Here is a 20,345-nt window from a genome sequence, read left to right on the forward strand (position 1 = left end):
CGCGGGGTCGGTGGGAGGAACAGCCGATGCGCGGCCGTGCTGCGTTTCACGACCAGAATCCCGGATCATGACGGTGCGCCGCACGCCACTTGCGCAAATCTCCCCGAGCCCGGCCCGCGGGGCGCGTGCGAGGATGAGAAACCCTGGCCGACAGGCGCCGCGACGATGTGGCGACGACACGGAAGGACCGGTCCCCCGGCGGTGAGCGACAACCAGAACCTGCTCGCGGAGCAGCGGCGTGCCCTGATCCTCGACGAGGTCCGACGGCGCGGCGGCGTGCGGGTCAACGAACTCACCCGCAGGCTGAACGTCTCCGACATGACGGTGCGCCGCGACCTGGACGCCCTCGCCCGCCAGGGCGTCGTCGAGAAGGTGCACGGCGGAGCGGTGCCGGTCGTCGAGCCGAGCACCCACGAGCCGGGGTTCGAGGCCAAGTCGGCGCTGGAGCTGAGCGCCAAGGAGGACATCGCGCGGGCGGCGGCGCGGCTCGCGGCCCCGGGCAGTGCCATCGCCTTGTCGGGCGGCACCACGACGTACGCGCTGGCGCACCATCTGCTGGACGTGCCCGACCTGACGGTGGTGACCAACTCCGTGCGTGTCGCGGACGTCTTCCACTCGGCACGGGGTACGGGCCCGGCGGGCGGCCCGCGGCCGGGGGCCGCGACGGTGGTGCTGACCGGCGGAGTGCGCACACCGTCGGACTCGCTGGTCGGGCCGGTCGCGGATCAGGCGATCCGGTCGCTCCACTTCGACGTCCTGTTCATCGGCGTGCACGGCATCTCGGTGGAGGCCGGTCTGTCGACGCCCAACCTGGCGGAAGCGGAGACCAACCGCCGGCTCGTGGAGGCCGCGCGGCGCGTCGTGGTGGTCGCCGACCACACCAAGTGGGGCACCGTGGGCCTGAGTTCGTTCGCCCGGCTGTCGGACGTGGACACGCTGGTGACGGACGCGGGGCTGTCGGCCGAGGCGCGCGAGGAGATGGCCGAGTACCTGCCCGGCCTTGTCGTGGCCGGTGTGGACGAGGTGGCTCACGAGCAGGGCGGCTGAGCGGCATGGCCGTGTTCCGCATCGGCCGGACCACCGCGCTGGCCGCCGACGACTGCTGGCTGCGGGTGACGGACTGGCCCGCGCACGCGGCGCGGGTTCCCCTCACGTCGGTGTCGGTGAGCAGCGGCGGGCCTACGGATGTGGGCACGGTGTTCGTGGTTCGCAGCGGTGTCGGCCGGCTCGGTTTCGACGACCCGATGGAGGTCGTGCGCTGGGAGCCGCCCGTCGGCGGCCGCCCCGGGCGGTGCCGTCTGGTCAAGCTCGGCCGGGTGATCAGGGGCTGGGCCGAGATCGAGGTGCACGCGGTGGGCACGGGCTCGGCGGTGGTGTGGGTGGAGGAGCTGCGGATCGCCGTGCTGCCGAGGCCGCTGGACGGGCTGGTCGGCCGGGTGGGCCGGGTGGTCTTCGGCCGCGCGCTGGACGGACTGCTCGCGCGCGAGGCGTAGGCGGGCCGGCGCTGCGCGCGGTGCCGCGCGGGAGCGAAGGGCGGGACTGCTCGCCCGAGCAGCGCAGGGCGGGACAGCTCGCCCGAGCAGCGCAAGGGCGACCTGTTGCCCGCGTGCGAGGCACAGGGCAAAACGCGTTGCCCGCGTGCGAGGCACAGGGTAAGACGCGTCGCCCGCGTGCGAGGCACAGGGCGGGACAGGTGCTCGCGGCGAAAGCCGTAGGGGCGGACATCCATCGCCGCCGCCGCTAGGGTGTGCGGTCCCCACACCGCTTCGCCGCCACTGGAGGTCCGCACCATGGCACGCCAACTGCGCCGGGTCGAGCTGGAGTTCGTGGAGAACGCACCGATACGTCTGGTGTTCTCGGCCCCCGTGTCGGCCGTGCCGTCCGCCGTGTACGCCACGCTGGCCGAGGACGTGGAGCACCTGCCCGAGTGGTTCACGGCCGTGACAGCGGCCCGGTCGACGGAGGGCGGTGCCGGCCGCGAGGTCAGGCTCAAGGGCGGCACGGTGTTCACCGAGCGCATCCTTGCGAAGGAACCGGACACCCGCTACGCGTACCGCATCGAGCAGACCAATGCCCCCGGCCTGCGCGCCCTGTTGGAGGAGTGGCGGATCACACCGACGCCGACGGGATCACGCATCCAGTGGACCTTCGCCGCCGACGGCCCCGCTCCGCTGCGCCTCGCGCTGCGGCTGGGCAGAGGAGGGCTGGGGCGGGCGTTCAGGGACGCGGTGCGCAATCTGGACCGCCGGCTGGCCGGATCCGGTACGCCCTGACACGGGGGCGCGGCCCCCGCCCGCCCCCGGCGGATCACCCCGCGCGGCGCTCAGCAGGGCCAGGCACCGGTCCTCAGGAACGACTCGATCGCGGCCGCGTACGGCCGGATGTCCAGGCCCTGCCCGGCCAGCCACTCGTCGGAGTAGTACTTGTCGAGGTAGCGGTCGCCCGGGTCGCAGATCAGGGTGACGACGCTGCCCTTCTCGCCCCTGGCCACCATCTCGGCGACGATCTTGAGCGCGCTCCACAGGCCGGTCCCGGTCGAGCCGCCCGCCTTGCGCCCGATGGCCGTCTCCAGGGCGCGTACGGCGGCGACGCTCGCCGCGTCGGGGACCTTCATCATCCGGTCGATGGCGCCGGGGACGAAGCTCGGCTCCATGCGGGGCCGTCCGATGCCCTCGATGCGCGAGCCGCAGTCGCTACTCGCCTCGGGGTCGCCGTGGGTCCAGCCGTCGAAGAAGCAGGAGTTCTCCGGATCGGGGACGCAGATCCGCGTGTCGTACTGCATGTAGTGCACGTAGCGGGCGATGGTCGCCGACGTGCCTCCCGTCCCGGCCGTGGCCACGATCCAGGCGGGCTCCGGATAGCGTTCGAGCCGCAGCTGCTGGTAGATCGACTCGGCGATGTTGTTGTTGCCCCGCCAGTCGGTGGCGCGTTCCGCGTAGGTGAACTGGTCCATGTAGTGGCCGCCGGTCCGCTCCGCGAGCGCGGCGGACTCCTCGTACATGCGGCGCGAGTCGTCGACGAAGTGGCACTGCCCGCCGTGGAACTCGATCAGCCGGATCTTCTCGGGGCTCGTGGTGCGCGGCATCACGGCGACGAAGGGAACGCCGATCAGCTTCGAGAAGTACGCCTCCGACACGGCGGTCGAGCCGCTGGACGCCTCGATGACGGGCTTGCCCGGTCGGATCCAGCCGTTGCACAGGCCGTACAGGAACAGGGAGCGGGCCAGGCGGTGCTTGAGGCTGCCAGTCGGGTGCGTGGACTCGTCCTTGAGGTAGAGGTCGATGCCCCATTCCTCGGGCAGCGGGAAGCGCAGCAGATGGGTGTCGGCGGAGCGGTTGGCGTCGGCCTGCACCTTGCGCACGGCCTCTTTCAGCCATTCCCGGTACGCGGGGTCGGTGCGGTCCACGTCGACGGTCGCGACCGCCCCGGACGTGGCCGCCGCCGGGTCCCCGTCCGGTCTCACCCGTTCGGCGGATACGCGGCCCGCCTGTGCCGCCCCTGGATTCTCACGCGTGTTCATGAGTGCCGTCCTCGCCTCGCCCGCCTCTGGTCCACGATGTGTGCCCACCCGCAACAGTAAGCCCCTCACCTGGGCAAACATTCGCTTTGGGGATCCATAGGAGTCGCTTGTGCAAGGCTCTGACCAGGCGCACTGGTGCACGGCGGCCCAAGTGTGCAGACTTCCCACAGGAGTCGCTGTGAAGGGGGCGGAGACGATGGCAACCGCGGAGCCGGATTTCAGCGCCACGGGCGTACGGATCGAACGCTGGCCGCGTTCACTGACCCGGGCTGGTCAGGTGCTGATCAAGGACGGCCGGCTGGCGCTGATGACGAGTTACGGCCGCGTGATCGAGAGCGCGCCCGTGCGGGCCGTGACCGCGGGCCGGCCGTGGTTCGCCGGTGACGACAGCACGGTGGCGACGCTGAACGGCAAGCGGTACCGCCTGACCATGGGTCAGCGCAGCCGGCGGCCCGACGGCAAGGCCCTCGCCGGACGCTTCCTGGAGGCGCTGCGCGGGGCGGGCGGCGACAGGAGTTGAGAACGGGCACGGGAGTGCCGCGAGTTGCGGCCCCACGGGCCGTGGTTCACGCTGGTTCCACATCACTCAGGGTTCACCGGCGGTCACGCTGAGATCCAGCCCCGCCGGTACGTTCAGCAGGCGGCCGACTGCTGGATCTCTTGTCTCGTCTTCTTCCGGACCTATTTCGGGGAGTCGCAGCCGTGATCAGCCAGCCCAGCAGGCACTGCACGGTGGAGCTCCAGGCCCTGCCGTCGCGGATCGGTCAGGTCCGCAGAATCATCTCGGCGCAACTGCGCTACTGGCATCTCGATCCTCTGATCGACCAGGCAGCGCTCGGCGTCACCGAGTTGCTGACCAATGTGCACCGGCACGCCCAGCCCGACAAGACGTGCACCGTGGACGTCGAGCTGCTGCTCGACCGGCTCACGGTCTCCGTGCACGACCGCGATCCGCGTCTGCCGACCGTCCATGACGCGGACTCCTCCGAGACCCACGGCCGCGGCCTCGCGCTGGTGGCCGCCGTCAGTGAGAGCTGGGGCGTACGGCCGCGCGGCGACGCGGGCAAGGTCGTCTGGTTCACCCTTCCCGCGGCCTGCCCCGCGATCGCGCTGCCGGAGTACCCGGCGGTGTACGGGGCCACGACCACCGGCCCGTTCTGCGAGGTGCCCGAGGCGAAGAGCGACGCCGCAACTGCCACCGCCCGGTCGGCCGTTGCCGGCTGACCGGGCGGGGCGGCCGGACGGCCGGGCGGCGGGGCGGGGCCCGATGGTCCGGGCGGGCGGCGGGGCGGGGCGGCCGGACGGCCGGGCGGCGGGGCGGGGCCCGGTGGTCCGGGCCCCGTTCGGGTGCGTGGTCATGCCGCACCGTCCCCGGCGACACGGCCGAACTGCTCGTCCAGGACCGACAGCCGCCGCCAGTACTCCTCCTCGTCGATCTCACCCGCGGCGAAGCGGCGGCCGAGCAGGGCGATGGGGGAGCTCTCTCCGATCGGTGGCCGGCTGCCCTGCCAGGAGGCGCGCCGGGGGTGCCGGAGGCCGGTGCGGCGCAGGACGGTGACGACGCCGACGACGACAGCCGCCCAGATCAGCGGGAAGAAGACGATCCACGGGCCGGGCCCGTCGTAGGCGAGGTGGTTCATCTCGGTTCAGCTCCTCGGTGGCGCTTCGTCCGGTGGTTGTGTCGACGCTTTCGAGGTTCTCGCCGGACGAGGGCCGCGTCGTCGTACGGCCAGCGGCTGTGCGCGTACCTCCCGGGGAGTACGCGCGAGCGGGGAAGGCGTCCCCGGGCCGGGCGCGGACCTCTGTACCTACTGGTATGTACACTGACGGCATGAGCACCTCGGAACGATTGATCGAGGCGACCCGTGAACTGCTGTGGGAGCGCGGCTACGTGGGCACGAGCCCGAAGGCGATCCAGCAGCAGGCGGGCGCGGGTCAGGGCAGCATGTACCACCACTTCTCCGGCAAGCCCGACCTGGCACTGGCCGCGATCCGGCGCACGGCCGACGACATGCGGGCGGCGGCGGACGCGGTGCTCGGCGGTCCGGGCACCGCGCACGAGCGCATCACCACGTACCTGCTGCGCGAGCGCGACGTCCTGCGCGGATGCCCGGTCGGCCGGCTGACGATGGATCCGGACGTGGTCGCCAGCGACGCGTTGCGTGCGCCGGTGGACGAGACGCTCGCTTGGCTGCGGGGCAGGCTCGCCGCCGTCGTCGACGAGGGCCGGGAGAGCGGAGAGCTGAGTGCCGCGCTCGTCCCGTCCGAGGTCGCGGCGACGATCGTCGCCACCGTGCAGGGCGGCTACGTGCTGGCCCGCGCCTCCGGCTCGACGGCCGCCTTCGACGCGGCTGTCCGCGGCCTGCTCGCCCTCCTCGCACCCTCGTCCGCCCGAAGGAGTTGACCCGACCGTGCACGCGATGCAGTACGAGATCACCCTGCCCGCCGATTACGACATGGGGATCGTCCGCGACCGCGTGGCGCGCCGCAGCCATCTGCTGGACGACTTCCCCGGCCTCGGGCTCAAGGCGTACCTGATGCGCGAACGCGCCGCCGGCTCGCCCGTGAACCAGTACGCGCCGCTGTACTTGTGGACCGCGTCCGAGGGCATGAACGGCTTTCTGTGGGGGCCCGGATTTCAGGGCATCGCCGACGACTTCGGCCGCCCCGAGGTGCAGCACTGGACGGGGGCCGCGTACCACGAGGGGCCCGCGGCGGCGGCCAGGGCGCGCACCGCCGTCCGGCGCAGGCAGCGGCTTCCGCTCGGGGTCCGGCCCGGCCCGCTCGTCGAGGAGGCGGCTGCCGAGACGGAACGGCTGGCGCGACACGAGGGCGCGGTCTGCGCGGCGCTCGGCGTCGACCCGTACCGCTGGGAGCTGTTGTACGTGACCCTGTGGGACCACGACACGCCGGCGGCGCCCGGAGACCGGTACGAGGTCCTGCACGTCTCGTCGCCCGAGCGCGGCTCCCTGCGCCGGGGACGGCACTGGTGACGCCCGTACGCAGGCGGCCCCACGGCGGGACGGTGGGCTACAAGTCGTCGTGCTCGACCGCTCGGAGCAGCCTGCGTCGGGTCAGCTCCTCGTGGAGCAGGCGGCCCGCGAGCGCCCCGCCGTAGACCACCACGCCGACGCCGACGAGCCACGTCTGGATCACGAGGACGGTGCCGAACGGGCCGTAGGTGACGGCGTTCGAGGCGATCAGCGGCGAGAAGACCATCTGCGAGAAGACCCGAAGCCCGAGCAGGGCCACGGCGGTGGCCACCGCGCCGGGCAGCAGGGCGCGCCAACGGACCCGGCCGCCGAGCAGGAGGCGCTGGGAGGTCCAGAAGAACAGGACCGTGCCCAGCAGGTCGGCGATCATGATGAATGTGGTGGCCACGACCGAGTCCGGCTCCGGGAGGTTGACGAACACCACGAGGAAGAGGATCAGCAGCGCCAGCCACACCACGTGGCGCCACATGGTGTGCCAGCGGGCGGTGGGCAGGTCCCACACCTTCTCGTAACCCGTCTGCACGGCGGACCCGAAGGTGAGCCCGAAGACGGCGAGCGCGGCGAGACCGAACGCCGTGGTGCGCTGGAGCGCCTGACCGGGCATGCCGAACAGTTCCTCGACCTGCCGCTGGGATCCCGGCGAGACGCCGAGACCCTCGCCGAGCCACCGGGCGAAGCCTTCGGCGCTGACCGGGTCGGCGGCCGCCACGACCACGAGCAGCGGCACGAGGGTGACGAAACCCAGTGCGGCGAAGCCCATGGCCCGGTGCATGAGCTCCATCTCCCGGCCGCGGTTCCAGCCGAGCCCGACGGGTGATTCGAGCACTCTGCGGTGCAGGTGCGCGAACCGGTGCGCGCGGTGCGGCCCGGAGGGCGTGTGGGTCATGTGTCGTCGACTACCCGCAAGCACGGCCCGGATCGCCGGGCCGTCCTCCGGACGGGTGGCCGCCGTCCCGCCCGTCGGTGCGTCAGGCGAGCGCCGCCAGCGGGTCGTCGAGGACGGGCTGCCAGGCCAGCTCCGCGGCGCCCACCAGGGAGTTGTGGTCGAGGGTGCACGACAGGAGCGGGACTCCCCCGCTGCGGCCCCACAGGCTGCGGTCGGCGACGACGGCGCGCAGGCGCTCCGGGTCCGCCTCCAGCAGTTCGCGGTGGAGGCCGCCGAGGATGATCCGGTCCGGGTTGAGGATGTTGACCAGTCCCGCGAGGCCGAGGCCCAGGCGGTCGATGAGTTCCTCCGCCGCCCTGCGCACGGCCGGGTCGTCGTACTCCCCGCGCAGCAGGTCCCTGGACTGCTGGAGCAGCGAGACCTCGGGACCGGGGTCGCGGCCCGTGGCGGTCAGGAAGGCGAGCGGGTCTGCCTCGACGTCGAGGCAGCCACGGCTGCCGCAGTGGCAGGGGCGGCCCTCCGGGTTGACGGTGAGGTGGCCGACCTCCAGCGCGAGGCCCGAACTGCCGGTGTGCAGGCGGCCGTCGAGCACCAGCGCGCCTCCGACGCCGCGGTGGCCGGTGGCGACGCACAGCAGGTGCTGGGCGCCGCGGCCGGCGCCGTGGCGGTGCTCGGCGAGTGCCGCGAGGTTGACATCGTTGCCGGTGAAGGCGGGTCCCCGGATGCCCGCCGCGGCGACGCGTTCGGCGAAGATGTCGCGTACGGGAGCACCGGCCGGCCAGGCCAGGTGCAGGGGGTTGAGGGCGGTCCCCTCGGGTTCGGCGACCGCGGAGGGCACCGCGAGCCCGGCGCCGGCGCAGCGGCGGCCGCTCTCGCGCAGCAGCGCCGCGCCCGCCTCGACGACCTCGCCGAGCACCTGCGCCGGATCCGCCTGGACGGCGACGCAGCCGGGCGCTGTGGCCACGATGCGGCCGCCGAGGCCGACGAGCGCGGCACGGAATCCGTCGGCGTGGACCTGGGCGGCGAGGACCACCGGGCCGGTGTCGTCGACGGCGAGGCGGTGCGAGGGACGGCCCTGGGACCCGGCGGCGGCTGCGGGCCGTGAGTCGACCCGGATGAGGCCGAGCGCTTCGAGCTCGGCGGCGACGGCTCCGGCGGTGGCGCGGGTGACGCCGAGTTCGGCGGTGAGGACGGCGCGCGTGGGCGCCCGCCCGGTGTGCACCAGTTCCAGTGCCGGGCCGAGGGCGCTGCGGCCTCTTTCGAGTTTGGTCCGGGTACTCGTCGCCTTGCCGTTCATGCAGGTGAGTGTCCCATGATCCGGACGGTGAGCAGCCGCCTTGTACGCAACCGTCGCGAGCCCCTATCCTGAGTTTGTGCCGCTTCTAAACAAACTCCGGACGGCCGCTACGGGGGGACCCGGCGGAAACACCGCCCCGCTCTCCCTGTCCCGCCTCCGCACCGCCCTCACCGTCTTCTTCGCCCTCGACGGCTTCCTCTTCGCCGGCTGGGTCGTCCGCATTCCCGCGATCAAGGAACAGACCGGTTCCTCCGCGAGCGACCTCGGCCTCGCGCTGCTCGGCGTCTCCGCCGGCGCCGTGGTCACCATGACGCTCACCGGCCGGCTGTGCCGCCGCTTCGGCAGCCACGCCGTGACCGTGTGCAGCGCCGTGCTGCTCTCGCTCAGCATGGCGCTGCCTCCGCTGACGCACTCCGCGCTCACCTTGGGTCTGGTGCTGCTCGTCTTCGGCGCCGCGTACGGCGGGATCAACGTCGCCATGAACAGCGCGGCCGTCGATCTGGTCGCCGCCCTGCGCCGGCCCGTCATGCCCGGCTTCCACGCGGCGTTCAGCCTCGGCGGCATGCTCGGGGCGGGTCTCGGGGGTCTCGTCGCCGGCGGCCTGTCCCCGACCGCGCACCTGCTCACGCTCACCGGGCTCGGCCTGCTGGTCACCGCCGCCGCCGGACCCGTGCTCCTGACGCACCCCGCGCCGGACTCCGACGACCCCGCGACCGGGACCGCGCCCGCGCGCCTGACGGGGCGCACCCGCAACCTGGTGGTCCTCTTCGGCGTGATCGCGCTGTGCACTGCGTACGGCGAGGGCGCGATGGCCGACTGGAGTGCGCTGCACCTGGAGCAGGATCTGCACGCGCATCCGGGCGTGGCAGCCGCCGGCTACTCGCTGTTCGCCCTCGCCATGACCGCGGGCCGCCTCACCGGCACGCTGCTGCTGGAGCGGCTCGGCCAGACCCGCACACTCGTCGCCGGCGGCGCCACCGCCGCGGCCGGAATGCTGCTCGGCGCGCTCGCGCCGACCGTGTGGCTCGCGCTGCTGGGCTTCGCCGTCGCCGGTCTGGGCCTGGCGAACATCTTCCCCGTGGCCGTCGGCAGGGCGGGCGCGCTGGCCGGGCCCGCCGGCGTCGCGGCCGCGTCCACGCTCGGCTACGGCGGCATGCTGCTCGGCCCGCCCGCGATCGGCTTCCTGGCCGACTGGTTCTCGCTGCCCGTCGCGCTGACGACGGTGGCGGCACTGGCCGCCGGAGCCGCGCTGATCGCGTACGGCGCCCGGCACGCCTCGGCCCCCGGCACGGAGGTCGCGCGGCGCGACCGGTCCGCCGGGCGCACACAGGATGCCGGGGACTCACGGAACCGGGCCGTTTCCCCCATGGCGGCTGAGTAGTCGTACTCAGGTGCGGGCACCCGGACCGGCGGAGCCTGGGAGGACGACGACCACCGGGAGACGGCCATGCACGCACGACTGACCTCGCTCGCACGACTGACCTTCGGCGACCTCGCCTCCAGGATCTACCTGGCGCTGGTCGCCGCGGCAGCCCTCTTCGTGGCCGTCGACACGTTGTTCGTGCATCACGAGGACGCGTCGATGGCCGGCATATGGCTGTTCCTGCTGACCGCGCCGACGATCTTCGCGCTCATGGCGCTGGGCTCCCTGTTCGGGGAGGGCGTGGTGGAGTCCGCCGCGTTCCTCTACCCGGCGCTGGTCGTCGCGGCGCTCGTCCAGGCCTGGGCGCTGGGCCTGTTCGTCCGGCTGCTGCGCGGTGGACCGCAGGCCGCGCGCCCGCACGGGGCCTGACAACCGGTGCCTGCGCTCGGGGCCCGGTCCGAGGCCCCAAGGCGCCCTGGAGCGGGTCCCGCCGCGCTGGCAGAATCTGCGCCATGGAGACCTCGGCGCTCATCAAGTACCTGGTCCGCGAGGGGCAGTTGCTCGCGGCGGCCGCCGATGCCGCCGGGCCCGGGGCTCCCGTGCCGACGTGCCCGGGCTGGCGGATGCGGGACCTGCTGCGGCACACGGGGACGGTGCACCGCTGGGCGACGTCGTTCGTCACCGAGGGACACACCTCGTACCGGCCGGACGCCGGGGAACCCGATCTCGACGGCGACGCGCTGCTCGAATGGTTCCGCGAGGGGCACGGGATGCTGGTGGCGGCGCTGAGCGAGGCCCCCGCCGACCTCGCGTGCTGGTCGTTCCTGCCCGCGCCCTCGCCGCTGGCCTTCTGGGCGCGGCGCCAGGCCCATGAGACGGCGGTGCACCGGGCGGACGCCGAGTCCGCGTCAAACGGCAAGCCCGGGCCGTTCGCCGCGGAGTTCGCGGTGGACGGCATCGACGAGCTGCTGGCGGCGTTCCACGCACGGCCCAGGAGCAGGGTGCGCACCACTGCCCCCAGGCTGCTGCGCGTCGCGGCCACGGACACGGGTGACGTGTGGACCGTACGGCTGTCGCAGGAGCCCGCGCGCACGGAACGCGGCGGCGGGGGTCCGTGCGACTGCGAGCTGAGCGGGCCGGCGGACCGGCTGTACCTGACGCTGTGGAACAGGCTGCCGCTGGACGCCGTGTCCGTCACCGGCGATGCGGCACTGGCGCGCCTGTGGCGCGAGACCTCGGCAGTCGTCTGACGGCAGGCGCGGTTGCCGGCCTCAGTCCTGCGTGTCGGGCAGCATGCGCGAAAGCACCGCGCGCTGCAGCGGCTTCACCTCCGCGTGGCGGGCGCGGCCCTCCTCGGTGAGCGCGACCCGCACCCCGCGGCGGTCCTCGGAGCACATCCCCCGGGTCACCAGGCCGTCCTTCTCCAGGCGGGCGATCAGACGTGAGAGCGCGCTCTGGCTGAGGTGCACGCGGCCGGCCAGCTCCTGGACACGGGACGAGCACTCGCCCGGTGCCCCCTCCGCGCCGCCCAACTCGGCCAGCACGTCCAGCACTTCGAAGTCGCTGGCGCCCAGCCCGAACCGGTGCAGCTCACGATCGAGCTCGCACATCGTGCGCGCGTGCAGCGCGAGGACGTCCCGCCACTCCTTCACGAGCACGCGCTCGGATTTCGTCGCAGCCATGACCGCACGTTAGCAGAAACGACGCATATTGTTGCACCGGAATTAAATGCACTTGCAGTCAATGCATGTGCATGTAGTGTGCTCCGCATGACCTCTCCGATCGACGTCCCCACATCGCAGGACCGCTGGAGCCCACGCCTGTGGGGCACCCTGCTCGTGCTCTGCGCCGCGATGTTCCTCGACGCCCTCGATGTCTCGATGGTCGGTGTCGCGCTTCCCTCGATCGCCACCGATCTCGACCTGTCCACCTCGACCCTGCAGTGGATCGTCAGCGGCTACATCCTCGGCTACGGCGGCCTGCTGCTCCTCGGCGGCCGCGCCGCCGACCTGCTCGGACGCCGCCGCGTCTTCCTCGTCGCCCTCGCCGTCTTCGCGCTGGCCTCCCTGCTCGGCGGCCTCGTCGACTCCGGCCCGCTGCTGATCGTCAGCCGCTTCGTCAAGGGTCTCAGCGCCGCCTTCACGGCACCCGCCGGCCTGTCGATCATCACCACGACCTTCAAGGAGGGCCCGCAGCGCAACCGCGCGCTGTCGATCTACACCACCTGCGCCGCCACCGGCTTCTCCATGGGCCTCGTGCTCTCCGGACTGCTGACCGAGGTGAGCTGGCGGCTGACCATGCTGCTGCCCGCGCCGATCGCGCTGATCGCGCTCGTCGCCGGCGTCAGGCTGATCCCGCGCAGCAGCCGGGAGGACTCCGGCAAGGGCTACGACCTGCCCGGCGCCGTCACCGGCACACTGTCGATGCTCCTGCTCGTCTTCACCGTCGTCCAGGCGCCCGAGGTGGGCTGGGCCTCCGCGCAGACGCTGCTCTCCTTCACCGCCACCGCGATCCTGCTCGCCGCGTTCGTCACCATCGAGCGCCGCAGCGCGCACCCGCTCATCCGGCTGGGCGTGCTGCGCTCCGGCAACCAGATCCGGGCGAACCTCGGCGCGGCGTTCTTCTTCGGTTCGTACGTGGGCTTCCAGTTCCTGGTGACCCAGTACATGCAGTCGCTGCTCGGCTGGTCGGCCCTGCAGACCGCGCTCGCGTTCCTGCCCGCGGGCGCGCTGGTCGCGCTGTCCGCGACGAAGATCGGCTCGTTCGTGGACCGCTTCGGGACGCCCCGCGTGATCGCCACCGGGTTCTCGCTGCTGGTCGTCGCGTACGCGCTCTTCCTCCAGATCGACCTGACGCCCACGTACGCCGCCGTGATCCTGCCGTCGATGCTGCTGCTCGGCGCGGCGTGCGCACTGGTCTTCCCGTCGCTCAACATCCAGGCCACCAACGGCGTCGAGGACCACGAGCAGGGCATGGTGTCCGGCCTGCTGAACACCTCGATCCAGGTCGGCGGCGCCGTCTTCCTGGCCGTCGTCACCGCTGTGATCACCGCGGGCGGCGAGAACGGCCGCTCCGCGCAGGAGGTGCTGGACAGCTTCCGGCCGGGCCTGGTGGTCGTCACGGCGATCGCGGCCGTCGGACTGCTGATCACGCTCACCGGACTGCGTGCGCGGCGCGCCACCGGGGAGTCGGTCGTCGTCGCCGCCTCCGTTCCGGCTCCGGAGCGGGTGAAGGTCGGCGACTGACAGCCGCACCGCCACGGGAACGCGGCCGGCGGGCACCTGCCCGCCGGCCGCTCCACGGCTCCCGGCTCAGCCCAGCCAGCCGGGCCGGACGAGGCCCGACTCGTAGGCGAGCACGACCAGTTGGGCCCGGTCGCGGGCGCCCAGCTTGACCATCGTCCGGCTCACATGCGTCTTGGCGGTGAGCGGGCTGACGACCAGGCGGCGGGCGATCTCCTCGTTGGACAGACCGATCCCGACCAGCGCCATCACCTCCCGTTCGCGCTCCGTGAGCCGGTCGAGTCCCCCGGCCTTCGCCGGAGCCCTGGACCGGGCCGCGAACTCCGCGATCAGCCGCCGGGTGACGCCCGGCGACAGCAGCGCGTCGCCCTCGACCACCGCCCGTACGGCGCGCAGCAGTTCCTCCGGTTCCGTGTCCTTCACGAGGAAACCGGAGGCCCCGGAGCGGATCGCCTCGAAGACGTACTCGTCCAGCTCGAAGGTGGTGAGCATGACCACCCTGACGTCCCTCAGGCGCTCGTCACCGGTGATCCGGCGCGTCGCGGCGAGACCGTCGAGCACCGGCATACGGATGTCCATCAGGACGACGTCCGGGCGCAGTTCGCCCACCAGGCGCACAGCCTCCTCGCCGTCCGACGCCTCACCGGCGACCTCGATGTCCCGCTGGGCGTCGAGCAGCGCCCGGAAACCGGCCCGCACCAGCATCTGGTCGTCGGCGAGCAGTACGCGGATCACGTCGTCTCCCTGGGCTGCGCGGGCAGTTCGGCGCGGACCCGGAAGCCGCCGTCCGGCCGCGGACCCGCCTCGATGGTGCCACCGAGGGCGGCGGCCCGCTCCCGCATGCCCGCCAGTCCGTTGCCGCTGCCCCCGGCGTCGGAGCCGGTGGCGGGGCCGTCGTCGTCGATCCGCAGGTCGAGCCGGCCCGCGGCGTAGGCGATGCGCACCCGGGCCGTGCGCGAACCCGAGTGCCGGACGACGTTCGTCAGCGCCTCCTGCACGATCCGGAAGGCGGCCAGGTCCGCGCCGGGCGACAACGGGGGCAGGGAGCCCACCGTGTCGACGTCGACGGTGAGTCCGGTGCTCGCCGCCTGCTCGACGAGTTCGGGAAGGCGCGCCAGGCCGGGGGCGGGCGCGCGGGGGGCGTCGCCGGGGGTCCGCAGGGTGTCGAGCACCTGGCGTACCTCGCCGAGGGCCTCCTTGCTCGCGGCCTTGATGGTGGTCAGCGCGGCCCGCGCCTGTTCGGGGTCGGAGTCGAGGAGGGCGAGGCCCACGCCCGCCTGGACGTTGACGACGGACAGGGAGTGGGCGAGGACGTCGTGCAGTTCGCGGGCGATCCGCAGCCGTTCCTCGTCGGCGCGGCGCTTCTCGGCGGCTGCCCGCTCTGCACGCTCCCGGGCCCACACCTCACGTCGCACGCGGACCAGTTCCGACGCGGCGACGACGGCCACCACCCAGGCGGTGACGAAGACCTCCTGGCCCCAGGGAGCGGCGTCGTCGCCGCCCGGCGGCAGATAGCGGTAGAGCCAGTGCGCGATCATGAGGTGGCCCGCCCACAGCAGACCGATGGACCACCAGGCGGCGCGCCGGTGCCCGGCGACGATCGCGGCGAAGCAGCCGACGGCGATGGTGAGGAAGACCGGTCCGTAGGGGTAGCCGGCCGCGAAGTAGACGAAGGCGCTCGCGCACACGCCCGACACCGCGACGACCGGGTGGCGGATGCGCAGCAGGAGCAGCGCGGGGCCGATCAGGAGCAGGACGCGCGCGAAGGCGTCGAGCGGTTCCCGCCCGGGCTGCCCCTCGGCGGCGAAGCCGGTGCCGACCACGACGAAGACGGCCAGCGCCGCGGTCGACACCCAGGGGATCCGGCCCCGGCTGCGCCGTTCCTCCCACTGACGCATCAGCGGTGGTCCGCCCCGTGCCCGGGGTGGACCACCGCACCTGTGCGCGCGCCGCTGTTCCATACCGGCCACGCTAGACCCGGGCGCGGGACGGGGACGTCACCCCGGCGTGGCGGTCACACGTACTCCCTGCGCAGTACGGGCCGGGGCGCGGGGCCTCCGCGAGGCCGAAGCGGGCGTGCAGCCGGTGCAGGTGCTTCGGCGCCCACCCGTTGGCCCTGCCCGCGAGCCGCATCGTCACCGGCAGCAGGACGACGCGGATCAGGGGGGCGACGAGGACGGTGAGCGCCGTGCCGACGCCCGGTTCCTTGAGCCCGGCGGCGTGCCGGCGGCCTGACCGGGGTGCGGTCCGGCCGCGGGACAGTGTTCGACGAACGCGCCGCGGTTCTCGGTGACCCGCTCGAACTGACCGGACCGCTCGGAGGAGATCCCGGATCGCGGTCGCGGCGCCGGGCCCGCGTCAGCCGGCGCGGCGACGGGCCCGGAACCGGAACCGGTGACCGGACCGAGAGCCGCACAGACGGGCCGGCCGGCCGCCTCCGCCGCGTGGGCGCCCGCGACCGGGCCGTACGCCCCCCTTACGCGCGCTTGTCCAGCACGTCCAGCGCGCGCCGCGCCAGCGAGTGCGTCCGCACCAGCCCCGCGAGCGACGTCGCCCCGCGCGTGATGTCGGTGAAGGCGGTCCAGGCGGGCCGGAACCCGGTGATCGCCGCGTGCAGCAGACCGGGCCTGCGCGCGAAGACGGCGAGCATCCGCCTGCCGACCGCCATCTCCACACCCAGCCCCGCCTTGATGGCGAACGCGTAGTTGAGCGCCTGCCTGCGGGCGTCCACGGCGTCGTGCGCCTCGGCGATCCGCACCGCCCACTCCCCCGCGAGCCGCCCGGACCGAAGGGCGAAGGAGATGCCCTCCCTGGTCCACGGCTCCAGGAGCCCCGCCGCGTCCCCGCAGACCAGCACCCGGCCGCGCGACAGCGGCGAGTCGTCGCTGCGGCAGCGCGTCAGGTGCCCGGAGGAGATGGCCGGCTCGAAACCCGCCAGCCCCAGCCGGGCGATGAAGTCCTCCAGATACCGCTTGGTCGCCGCGCCCTCGCCGCGCGCCGAGATCACGCCGACCGTCAGCGTCCGGCCCTTCGGGAACACCCAGCCGTAACTGCCGGGCATCGGACCCCAGTCGATGAGCACCCGGCCCGCCCAGTCCTCCGCGACCGTGTCCGGTACCGGGATCTCCGCCTCCAGGCCGAGGTCCACCTGATCGAGCTTCACCCCCACGTGAGCTCCTATCCGGCTGGCGCTGCCATCGGCCCCGACGACCGCGCGGGCCAGCACCGTCTCGCCGTCCGAGAGCACGACGGCGACCGTGCGCCGGTCGGGGACGGCTGGACCGTGCTGCTCCACACGGGAGACGGTGACGCCCGTGCGCACGACCGCGCCCGCCTTCTCCGCCTGCTCGACCAGGCCGGCGTCGAACTCCGGACGGTTGATCAGACCGAAGAGCATCCGCTTGGAGCGGCGGGTGCGGGCCAGCTTCCCGTTCAGCGAGAAGGTGACGGCGTGCACCTTGTCGCGCAGGGGCAGTTCGAAGCCGGGCGGGAGGCTGTCGCGCGAGGGGCCGATGATGCCGCCGCCGCAGGTCTTGTAGCGGGGCAGTCCGGCCTTCTCCAGGAGCAGCACCCTGCGACCGCTCACCGCCGCCGCGTACGCCGCCGAGGCTCCTGCGGGTCCTGCGCCGACCACGACGACGTCCCAGGTGGGACCCTCGCCAAGCTCCTGTGCCGCCTCTGCTCCGGTGGCATCGTTCTCGCTGCTCACGATGTACTTCTGCTCCCGATCCGACCCATGGCCCATGCTCTCGACCGCATCCTACGGCGCGGAGCGCACCCACCCCCTGTGGGAGGATCGACCACACATTCGCCGTACACACATCGCACAACGTCGCACCCACAAGGAGCGTGCCCATGACCGCGAATCCGATCGCCGAGACCGTCGCCTCGCTGATGCCCCGTGCCAAGGCGGAGCTCGCCGAACTGGTGGCGTTCCAGTCGGTGGCGGACGAGGCGGTGGCGCCGCGCAGCGAGTGCGAGGCGGCGGCCGGCTGGGTGGCGGACGCGTTGCGCGCGGAGGGGTTCCAGGACGTCGCGCTGCTCGACACCCCGGACGGATCGCAGTCGGTGTACGGGCTCCTGCCCGGCCCGGAGGGCGCGCCGACCGTCCTGCTGTACGCGCACTACGACGTGCAGCCGATGCTGGACGAAGCCGCCTGGGTGAGCCCGCCGTTCGAGCTGACCGAGCGCGACGGCCGCTGGTACGGGCGCGGCACGGCCGACTGCAAGGGCGGCTTCATCATGCACCTGCTCGCGCTGCGCGCCCTCAAGGCGAACGGCGGCGTGCCGGTCTCGGTGAAGGTCGTCGTCGAGGGTTCGGAGGAGCAGGGCACGGGCGGCCTCGAGCGGTACGCGGAGGAGCACCCGGACCTGCTCGCGGCCGACGCGGTCGTGATCGGCGACACCGGGAACTTCCGGGTGGGCCTGCCGACGGTGACGGCGACGCTGCGCGGAATGACCATGATCCGCGTCCAGGTCGACACGCTCGAAGGGAACCTGCACTCGGGCCAGTTCGGCGGGGCCGCGCCCGACGCGCTGGCCGCGTTGATCCGCGTCCTGGACTCGCTGCGCGCCGAGGACGGGTCGACGGTGATCGACGGCCTTCCCGCGCAGGCCGAATGGGAGGGACTGCAGTACCCGGAGGAGGAGTTCCGCAAGGACGCCAAGGTCCTCGACGGTGTCGGCCTGCCCGGCAACGGCACGGTCGCCGACCGGATCTGGGCCCGCCCCGCCGTGACCGTGATCGGCATCGACTGCCACCCCGTCGCGGGCGCCACGCCCTCCATCCCGGCGAGCGCGCGGGCGCAGATCAGCCTGCGGGTGCCGCCGGGCCAGGACGCCGCGGAGGCGACGAAGCTGCTGTTCGCGCACATCGAGAAGCACACTCCGTGGAACGCGCGCGTGACGCTGGAGCAGGTGGGTCAGGGCCAGCCGTTCCAGGCGGACGTGACCAGCCCCGCCTACACCTCGATGGCCGAGGCGATGCGCGTGGCGTACCCGGGCGAGGAGATGCAGGCGTCCGGGATGGGCGGCTCCATCCCGCTGTGCAACACGCTCGCCGCGCTGTACCCGAAGGCGGAGATCCTGCTGATCGGGCTCAGCGAGCCGGAGGCGCAGATCCACGCGGTGAACGAGAGCGTGTCCCCCGAGGAGCTGGAGCGGCTGTCGGTCGCGGAGGCGCTGTTCCTGGCGAACTACGCCGAGTCCAAGCGGGGTTGACCGCCTGCCGGGCGGGGAGGCGATTCCGCGCTCGGCGAAGATCGCCGGCAGCGTAGTTCCGGGCGGCGGGCGTGCTCCTGTGCGTACGTTCGCCGCATGGACGTCATCCAGGTACTGCCGCAGCTGCACATGTTCCGCTTCCCGGTCGGCCAGGCCTACCTGTGGCACGACGGCGACGAGCTGACGCTCGTCGACGCGGGCCACCGGGACGCCGCGCCGCTGATCGAGGGGGCGATACGGGGGGCGGGGCTCGATCCGGCGGCCCTCCGGCGGATCGTTCTGACGCACTGCCACCGCGACCACGTGGGCGCGGCCGGCGAGCTGGCCGCGCGGTACGGGGCCGAGGTGCTGGCCCACCGCCTCGACGCCCCGGTGGTACGGGGCGAGGCGCCCGTGCCCGAGCCCGTACTGCTGGACTGGGAGGTCCCGCTGTACGAGCACGGGCTCACGGTGCCGCCCGCGCCGCCGACCCGGGTGGACCGGGAGCTCGAGGACGGCGACGTGCTGGACTTCGGCGGCGGTGCGCGCGTGGTCCACTCGCCCGGTCACACCGACGGCTCGATCGGCGTCCACCTGCCCCACCAGGGGGTGCTGTTCACAGGTGACTGCGTGGCGGGGGTCGGGCAGGTGATGCTCGGGGTGTTCAACGTGGACCGGGCCACGGCGCAGGTGTCGATGCGCCGGCTGGCCTCGCTCGCGCCGTCGACGGTCTGCTTCGGCCACGGCGACCCGCTGACCGGGAACGCCACCGCGGCGCTGCTGGACGCGGCGGAGGCGTCAGCCGACCGGGATGCCGGCCTCTAGGTTGAGCACGGTGCCGCGTTCACGGGCGCGCAGCGCCCAGCGCAGCCGTTCGTAGCGCGCGGGCGGCAGCAGGTGCGCGGCCTCCTGCTCGCCCACGAACCGCCAGTCGCGCAGCTCCGGTCCGGGCAGGCGTATGCGCCGCGCGTCGGCGTCCAGGAGCCGGCCGCCGTCGAACAGGAGCCGCAGTCCGCCGAAGCGCGGCGCCCGGGGGGTCTCCCAGTCGACGACGAGCAGCCGGGGGACATCGGCCAGATCGAGGCCGAGTTCCTCGGCGACCTCCCGCATCCCCGCCCGTGCCGGCGGCTCTCCCCGCTCGACGACGCCGCCGGGGAACTCCCATCCGGGCTTGTAGGTCGGGTCGACGAGCAGCACCCGGTCCTGCTCGTCGAAGAGGAGCACGCCCGCGGCGACGGTCTCCGCGGTGGGCTCGGGCGTCTGGACGATCTCGCAGGCGGCCGCGGCTCCCGACCGTACGGCCGCGGCGATGCGCCGGGCCGTTTCGCGCGGATCGATACCGCTGGTGTCGATCACGTGCGCGTCGGCGGTGAGCCAGCCGAGCGCGGCGCGGTAGGCATCGATGCGGTCGAACGACCACTGCCTGACGCGCTGGTCGCCGTCCGGGGCGTCGGGCACGGGCCGGCCCGCTGTTCGTGCGCGCAGGATCGTTTCATCCGGGCGCAGCAGCACATGGTGGACGGGGATGCGCCGCGCGGCGAGCCCGCCGAACACCTCGTCGCGGTACTCCTGACGCAGCAGGGTCATCGGCACGACCAGCACCCCGCTCAGCTCGGCGAGGAGCGCGGCAGCGGTGTCCACGACGAGCCGCCGCCAGATGGGAAGGTCCTGGAAGTCGCCGACGTCGTCGAGACGCTTCTGCGGCAGCACGTACCGCAGACCGGCGCCGACGAGCTCGGGGTCGAACAGGGTGCTGTTGGGGATCAGATCGATCAGTTCGCGTGCGGCAGTGGTCTTGCCCGCTCCGAACGCACCGTTGATCCAGACGATCACGGGTCCCCCTCT

General features: G+C 73.2%; 22 protein-coding genes. 13 read left to right on the forward strand and 9 right to left on the reverse strand.

The genetic code is table 11. The features are described 5' to 3' along the window. The first annotated feature begins 201 nt into the window (after window positions 1–201). The 3 genes from AB0K02_RS12170 (at window position 202) to AB0K02_RS12180 (ending at window position 2,273) form a co-directional block, all read left to right on the forward strand. Window positions 202–1,047, forward strand: coding sequence for a DeoR/GlpR family DNA-binding transcription regulator (locus AB0K02_RS12170; RefSeq protein WP_365992281.1), 846 nt, complete (start codon window positions 202–204; stop codon window positions 1,045–1,047). A 5-nt stretch (window positions 1,048–1,052) separates the two neighbouring features. Next, a complete protein-coding gene (locus AB0K02_RS12175; protein WP_365992282.1) occupies window positions 1,053–1,493 on the forward strand; it encodes an SRPBCC family protein in 441 nt (146 codons plus the stop codon). Between the two features lie 297 nt (window positions 1,494–1,790). Next, complete coding sequence (locus tag AB0K02_RS12180; protein WP_365992283.1) at window positions 1,791–2,273, forward strand: SRPBCC family protein; 483 nt, start codon at window positions 1,791–1,793, stop codon at window positions 2,271–2,273. A 50-nt stretch (window positions 2,274–2,323) separates the two neighbouring features. Here the strand turns inward: AB0K02_RS12180 and AB0K02_RS12185 are convergent, their stop codons facing one another. Then, window positions 2,324–3,520 carry a PLP-dependent cysteine synthase family protein gene (locus tag AB0K02_RS12185; protein WP_365992284.1) on the reverse strand — a complete coding sequence of 399 codons (1,197 nt, stop codon included), beginning with the start codon at window positions 3,518–3,520 and terminating at the stop codon, window positions 2,324–2,326. Between the two features lie 196 nt (window positions 3,521–3,716). Between AB0K02_RS12185 and AB0K02_RS12190 the strand changes: the two genes are divergently transcribed. Together AB0K02_RS12190 and AB0K02_RS12195 are read left to right on the forward strand one after the other, a co-directional pair. Beyond that, window positions 3,717–4,040, forward strand: coding sequence for a hypothetical protein (locus tag AB0K02_RS12190; RefSeq protein WP_365992285.1), 324 nt, complete (start codon window positions 3,717–3,719; stop codon window positions 4,038–4,040). A gap of 182 nt (window positions 4,041–4,222) precedes the next feature. Beyond that, a complete protein-coding gene (locus AB0K02_RS12195) occupies window positions 4,223–4,744 on the forward strand; it encodes an ATP-binding protein (protein WP_365992286.1) in 522 nt (173 codons plus the stop codon). Between the two features lie 131 nt (window positions 4,745–4,875). Here AB0K02_RS12195 and AB0K02_RS12200 read toward each other — a convergent pair whose 3' ends face one another. After that, window positions 4,876–5,160 (reverse strand): SHOCT domain-containing protein, encoded by a 285-nt coding sequence (locus AB0K02_RS12200; RefSeq protein WP_365992287.1) that lies wholly within the window; start codon window positions 5,158–5,160, stop codon window positions 4,876–4,878. A gap of 176 nt (window positions 5,161–5,336) precedes the next feature. Here AB0K02_RS12200 and AB0K02_RS12205 point away from each other — a divergent pair, with 176 nt between their 5' ends. Beyond that, entirely contained in the window at window positions 5,337–5,924 is a 588-nt protein-coding gene (locus tag AB0K02_RS12205; protein WP_365992289.1) for a TetR/AcrR family transcriptional regulator, read from the forward strand. 7 nt (window positions 5,925–5,931) lie between these two features. After that, a complete protein-coding gene (locus AB0K02_RS12210; protein ID WP_365992290.1) occupies window positions 5,932–6,513 on the forward strand; it encodes a DUF4865 family protein in 582 nt (193 codons plus the stop codon). A 37-nt stretch (window positions 6,514–6,550) separates the two neighbouring features. On the opposite strand, the gene AB0K02_RS12215 is transcribed toward AB0K02_RS12210, so the two are convergent. Together AB0K02_RS12215 and AB0K02_RS12220 are read right to left on the reverse strand one after the other, a co-directional pair. Beyond that, window positions 6,551–7,399: a YhjD/YihY/BrkB family envelope integrity protein gene (locus tag AB0K02_RS12215; protein ID WP_365992291.1), complete on the reverse strand. Its 849-nt coding sequence runs from the start codon at window positions 7,397–7,399 to the stop codon at window positions 6,551–6,553. A gap of 82 nt (window positions 7,400–7,481) precedes the next feature. Beyond that, the gene (locus AB0K02_RS12220) at window positions 7,482–8,696 is read right to left on the reverse strand and encodes an ROK family protein (RefSeq protein ID WP_365992292.1); all 1,215 of its coding nucleotides are present in this window, start codon (window positions 8,694–8,696) and stop codon (window positions 7,482–7,484) included. Window positions 8,697–8,772: 76 nt separating this feature from the next. Between AB0K02_RS12220 and AB0K02_RS12225 the strand changes: the two genes are divergently transcribed. The 3 genes from AB0K02_RS12225 to AB0K02_RS12235 all read left to right on the forward strand — a co-directional run bounded on the left by AB0K02_RS12225 (window position 8,773) and on the right by AB0K02_RS12235 (window position 11,309). Next, complete coding sequence (locus AB0K02_RS12225) at window positions 8,773–10,077, forward strand: MFS transporter (RefSeq protein ID WP_365992293.1); 1,305 nt, start codon at window positions 8,773–8,775, stop codon at window positions 10,075–10,077. A gap of 66 nt (window positions 10,078–10,143) precedes the next feature. After that, window positions 10,144–10,488 carry a hypothetical protein gene (locus AB0K02_RS12230; RefSeq protein WP_365992294.1) on the forward strand — a complete coding sequence of 115 codons (345 nt, stop codon included), beginning with the start codon at window positions 10,144–10,146 and terminating at the stop codon, window positions 10,486–10,488. 83 nt (window positions 10,489–10,571) lie between these two features. Further along, window positions 10,572–11,309 (forward strand): maleylpyruvate isomerase family mycothiol-dependent enzyme, encoded by a 738-nt coding sequence (locus AB0K02_RS12235; protein ID WP_365992295.1) that lies wholly within the window; start codon window positions 10,572–10,574, stop codon window positions 11,307–11,309. Between the two features lie 21 nt (window positions 11,310–11,330). Here AB0K02_RS12235 and AB0K02_RS12240 read toward each other — a convergent pair whose 3' ends face one another. Then, window positions 11,331–11,741 (reverse strand): MarR family transcriptional regulator, encoded by a 411-nt coding sequence (locus AB0K02_RS12240; protein WP_365992296.1) that lies wholly within the window; start codon window positions 11,739–11,741, stop codon window positions 11,331–11,333. Between the two features lie 87 nt (window positions 11,742–11,828). Between AB0K02_RS12240 and AB0K02_RS12245 the strand changes: the two genes are divergently transcribed. After that, on the forward strand, window positions 11,829–13,304 hold the full coding sequence (locus AB0K02_RS12245) for an MFS transporter (RefSeq protein ID WP_365992297.1): 1,476 nt from the start codon (window positions 11,829–11,831) through the stop codon (window positions 13,302–13,304). Between the two features lie 66 nt (window positions 13,305–13,370). Here the strand turns inward: AB0K02_RS12245 and AB0K02_RS12250 are convergent, their stop codons facing one another. The 3 genes from AB0K02_RS12250 to AB0K02_RS12260 all read right to left on the reverse strand — a co-directional run bounded on the left by AB0K02_RS12250 (window position 13,371) and on the right by AB0K02_RS12260 (window position 17,046). Then, on the reverse strand, window positions 13,371–14,036 hold the full coding sequence (locus AB0K02_RS12250; RefSeq protein ID WP_365992298.1) for a response regulator transcription factor: 666 nt from the start codon (window positions 14,034–14,036) through the stop codon (window positions 13,371–13,373). After that, complete coding sequence (locus AB0K02_RS12255) at window positions 14,033–15,262, reverse strand: sensor histidine kinase (protein WP_365992299.1); 1,230 nt, start codon at window positions 15,260–15,262, stop codon at window positions 14,033–14,035. The genes AB0K02_RS12250 and AB0K02_RS12255 overlap by 4 nt, the downstream gene beginning before the upstream one ends. Window positions 15,263–15,777: 515 nt before the next feature. Continuing rightward, on the reverse strand, window positions 15,778–17,046 hold the full coding sequence (locus AB0K02_RS12260; protein ID WP_365992300.1) for a geranylgeranyl reductase family protein: 1,269 nt from the start codon (window positions 17,044–17,046) through the stop codon (window positions 15,778–15,780). Window positions 17,047–17,156: 110 nt separating this feature from the next. On the opposite strand from AB0K02_RS12260, the gene AB0K02_RS12265 reads away from it, so the two are divergent. Next, a complete protein-coding gene (locus AB0K02_RS12265; protein ID WP_365992301.1) occupies window positions 17,157–18,521 on the forward strand; it encodes a dipeptidase in 1,365 nt (454 codons plus the stop codon). 96 nt (window positions 18,522–18,617) lie between these two features. Continuing rightward, window positions 18,618–19,325, forward strand: coding sequence for an MBL fold metallo-hydrolase (locus AB0K02_RS12270; RefSeq protein ID WP_365992302.1), 708 nt, complete (start codon window positions 18,618–18,620; stop codon window positions 19,323–19,325). Here the strand turns inward: AB0K02_RS12270 and AB0K02_RS12275 are convergent. Continuing rightward, on the reverse strand, window positions 19,299–20,333 hold the full coding sequence (locus AB0K02_RS12275; protein WP_365992303.1) for an NUDIX domain-containing protein: 1,035 nt from the start codon (window positions 20,331–20,333) through the stop codon (window positions 19,299–19,301). The two genes, AB0K02_RS12270 and AB0K02_RS12275, sit on opposite strands and share 27 nt — an antisense overlap. Window positions 20,334–20,345: the final 12 nt, after the last annotated feature.

Origin of the sequence: Streptomyces sp. NPDC049597 (assembly GCF_040675505.1) — a bacterium.
Lineage (GTDB): Bacteria > Actinomycetota > Actinomycetes > Streptomycetales > Streptomycetaceae > Streptomyces.

Bases quoted from the DNA above. Each gene is read 5' to 3' on its own strand.
- AB0K02_RS12175 (WP_365992282.1), top strand. From the start codon at position 1,053: ATGGCCGTGTTCCGCATCGGCCGGACCACCGCGCTGGCCGCCGACGAC.
- AB0K02_RS12180 (WP_365992283.1), top strand. From the start codon at position 1,791: ATGGCACGCCAACTGCGCCGGGTCGAGCTGGAGTTCGTGGAGAACGCA.
- AB0K02_RS12185 (WP_365992284.1), bottom strand. From the start codon at position 3,520: ATGAACACGCGTGAGAATCCAGGGGCGGCACAGGCGGGCCGCGTATCC.
- AB0K02_RS12190 (WP_365992285.1), top strand. From the start codon at position 3,717: ATGGCAACCGCGGAGCCGGATTTCAGCGCCACGGGCGTACGGATCGAA.
- AB0K02_RS12200 (WP_365992287.1), bottom strand. From the start codon at position 5,160: ATGAACCACCTCGCCTACGACGGGCCCGGCCCGTGGATCGTCTTCTTC.
- AB0K02_RS12205 (WP_365992289.1), top strand. From the start codon at position 5,337: ATGTACACTGACGGCATGAGCACCTCGGAACGATTGATCGAGGCGACC.
- AB0K02_RS12215 (WP_365992291.1), bottom strand. From the start codon at position 7,399: ATGACCCACACGCCCTCCGGGCCGCACCGCGCGCACCGGTTCGCGCAC.
- AB0K02_RS12220 (WP_365992292.1), bottom strand. From the start codon at position 8,696: ATGAACGGCAAGGCGACGAGTACCCGGACCAAACTCGAAAGAGGCCGC.
- AB0K02_RS12230 (WP_365992294.1), top strand. From the start codon at position 10,144: ATGCACGCACGACTGACCTCGCTCGCACGACTGACCTTCGGCGACCTC.
- AB0K02_RS12235 (WP_365992295.1), top strand. From the start codon at position 10,572: ATGGAGACCTCGGCGCTCATCAAGTACCTGGTCCGCGAGGGGCAGTTG.
- AB0K02_RS12240 (WP_365992296.1), bottom strand. From the start codon at position 11,741: ATGGCTGCGACGAAATCCGAGCGCGTGCTCGTGAAGGAGTGGCGGGAC.
- AB0K02_RS12245 (WP_365992297.1), top strand. From the start codon at position 11,829: ATGACCTCTCCGATCGACGTCCCCACATCGCAGGACCGCTGGAGCCCA.
- AB0K02_RS12255 (WP_365992299.1), bottom strand. From the start codon at position 15,262: ATGGAACAGCGGCGCGCGCACAGGTGCGGTGGTCCACCCCGGGCACGG.
- AB0K02_RS12260 (WP_365992300.1), bottom strand. From the start codon at position 17,046: ATGGGCCATGGGTCGGATCGGGAGCAGAAGTACATCGTGAGCAGCGAG.
- AB0K02_RS12265 (WP_365992301.1), top strand. From the start codon at position 17,157: ATGACCGCGAATCCGATCGCCGAGACCGTCGCCTCGCTGATGCCCCGT.
- AB0K02_RS12270 (WP_365992302.1), top strand. From the start codon at position 18,618: ATGGACGTCATCCAGGTACTGCCGCAGCTGCACATGTTCCGCTTCCCG.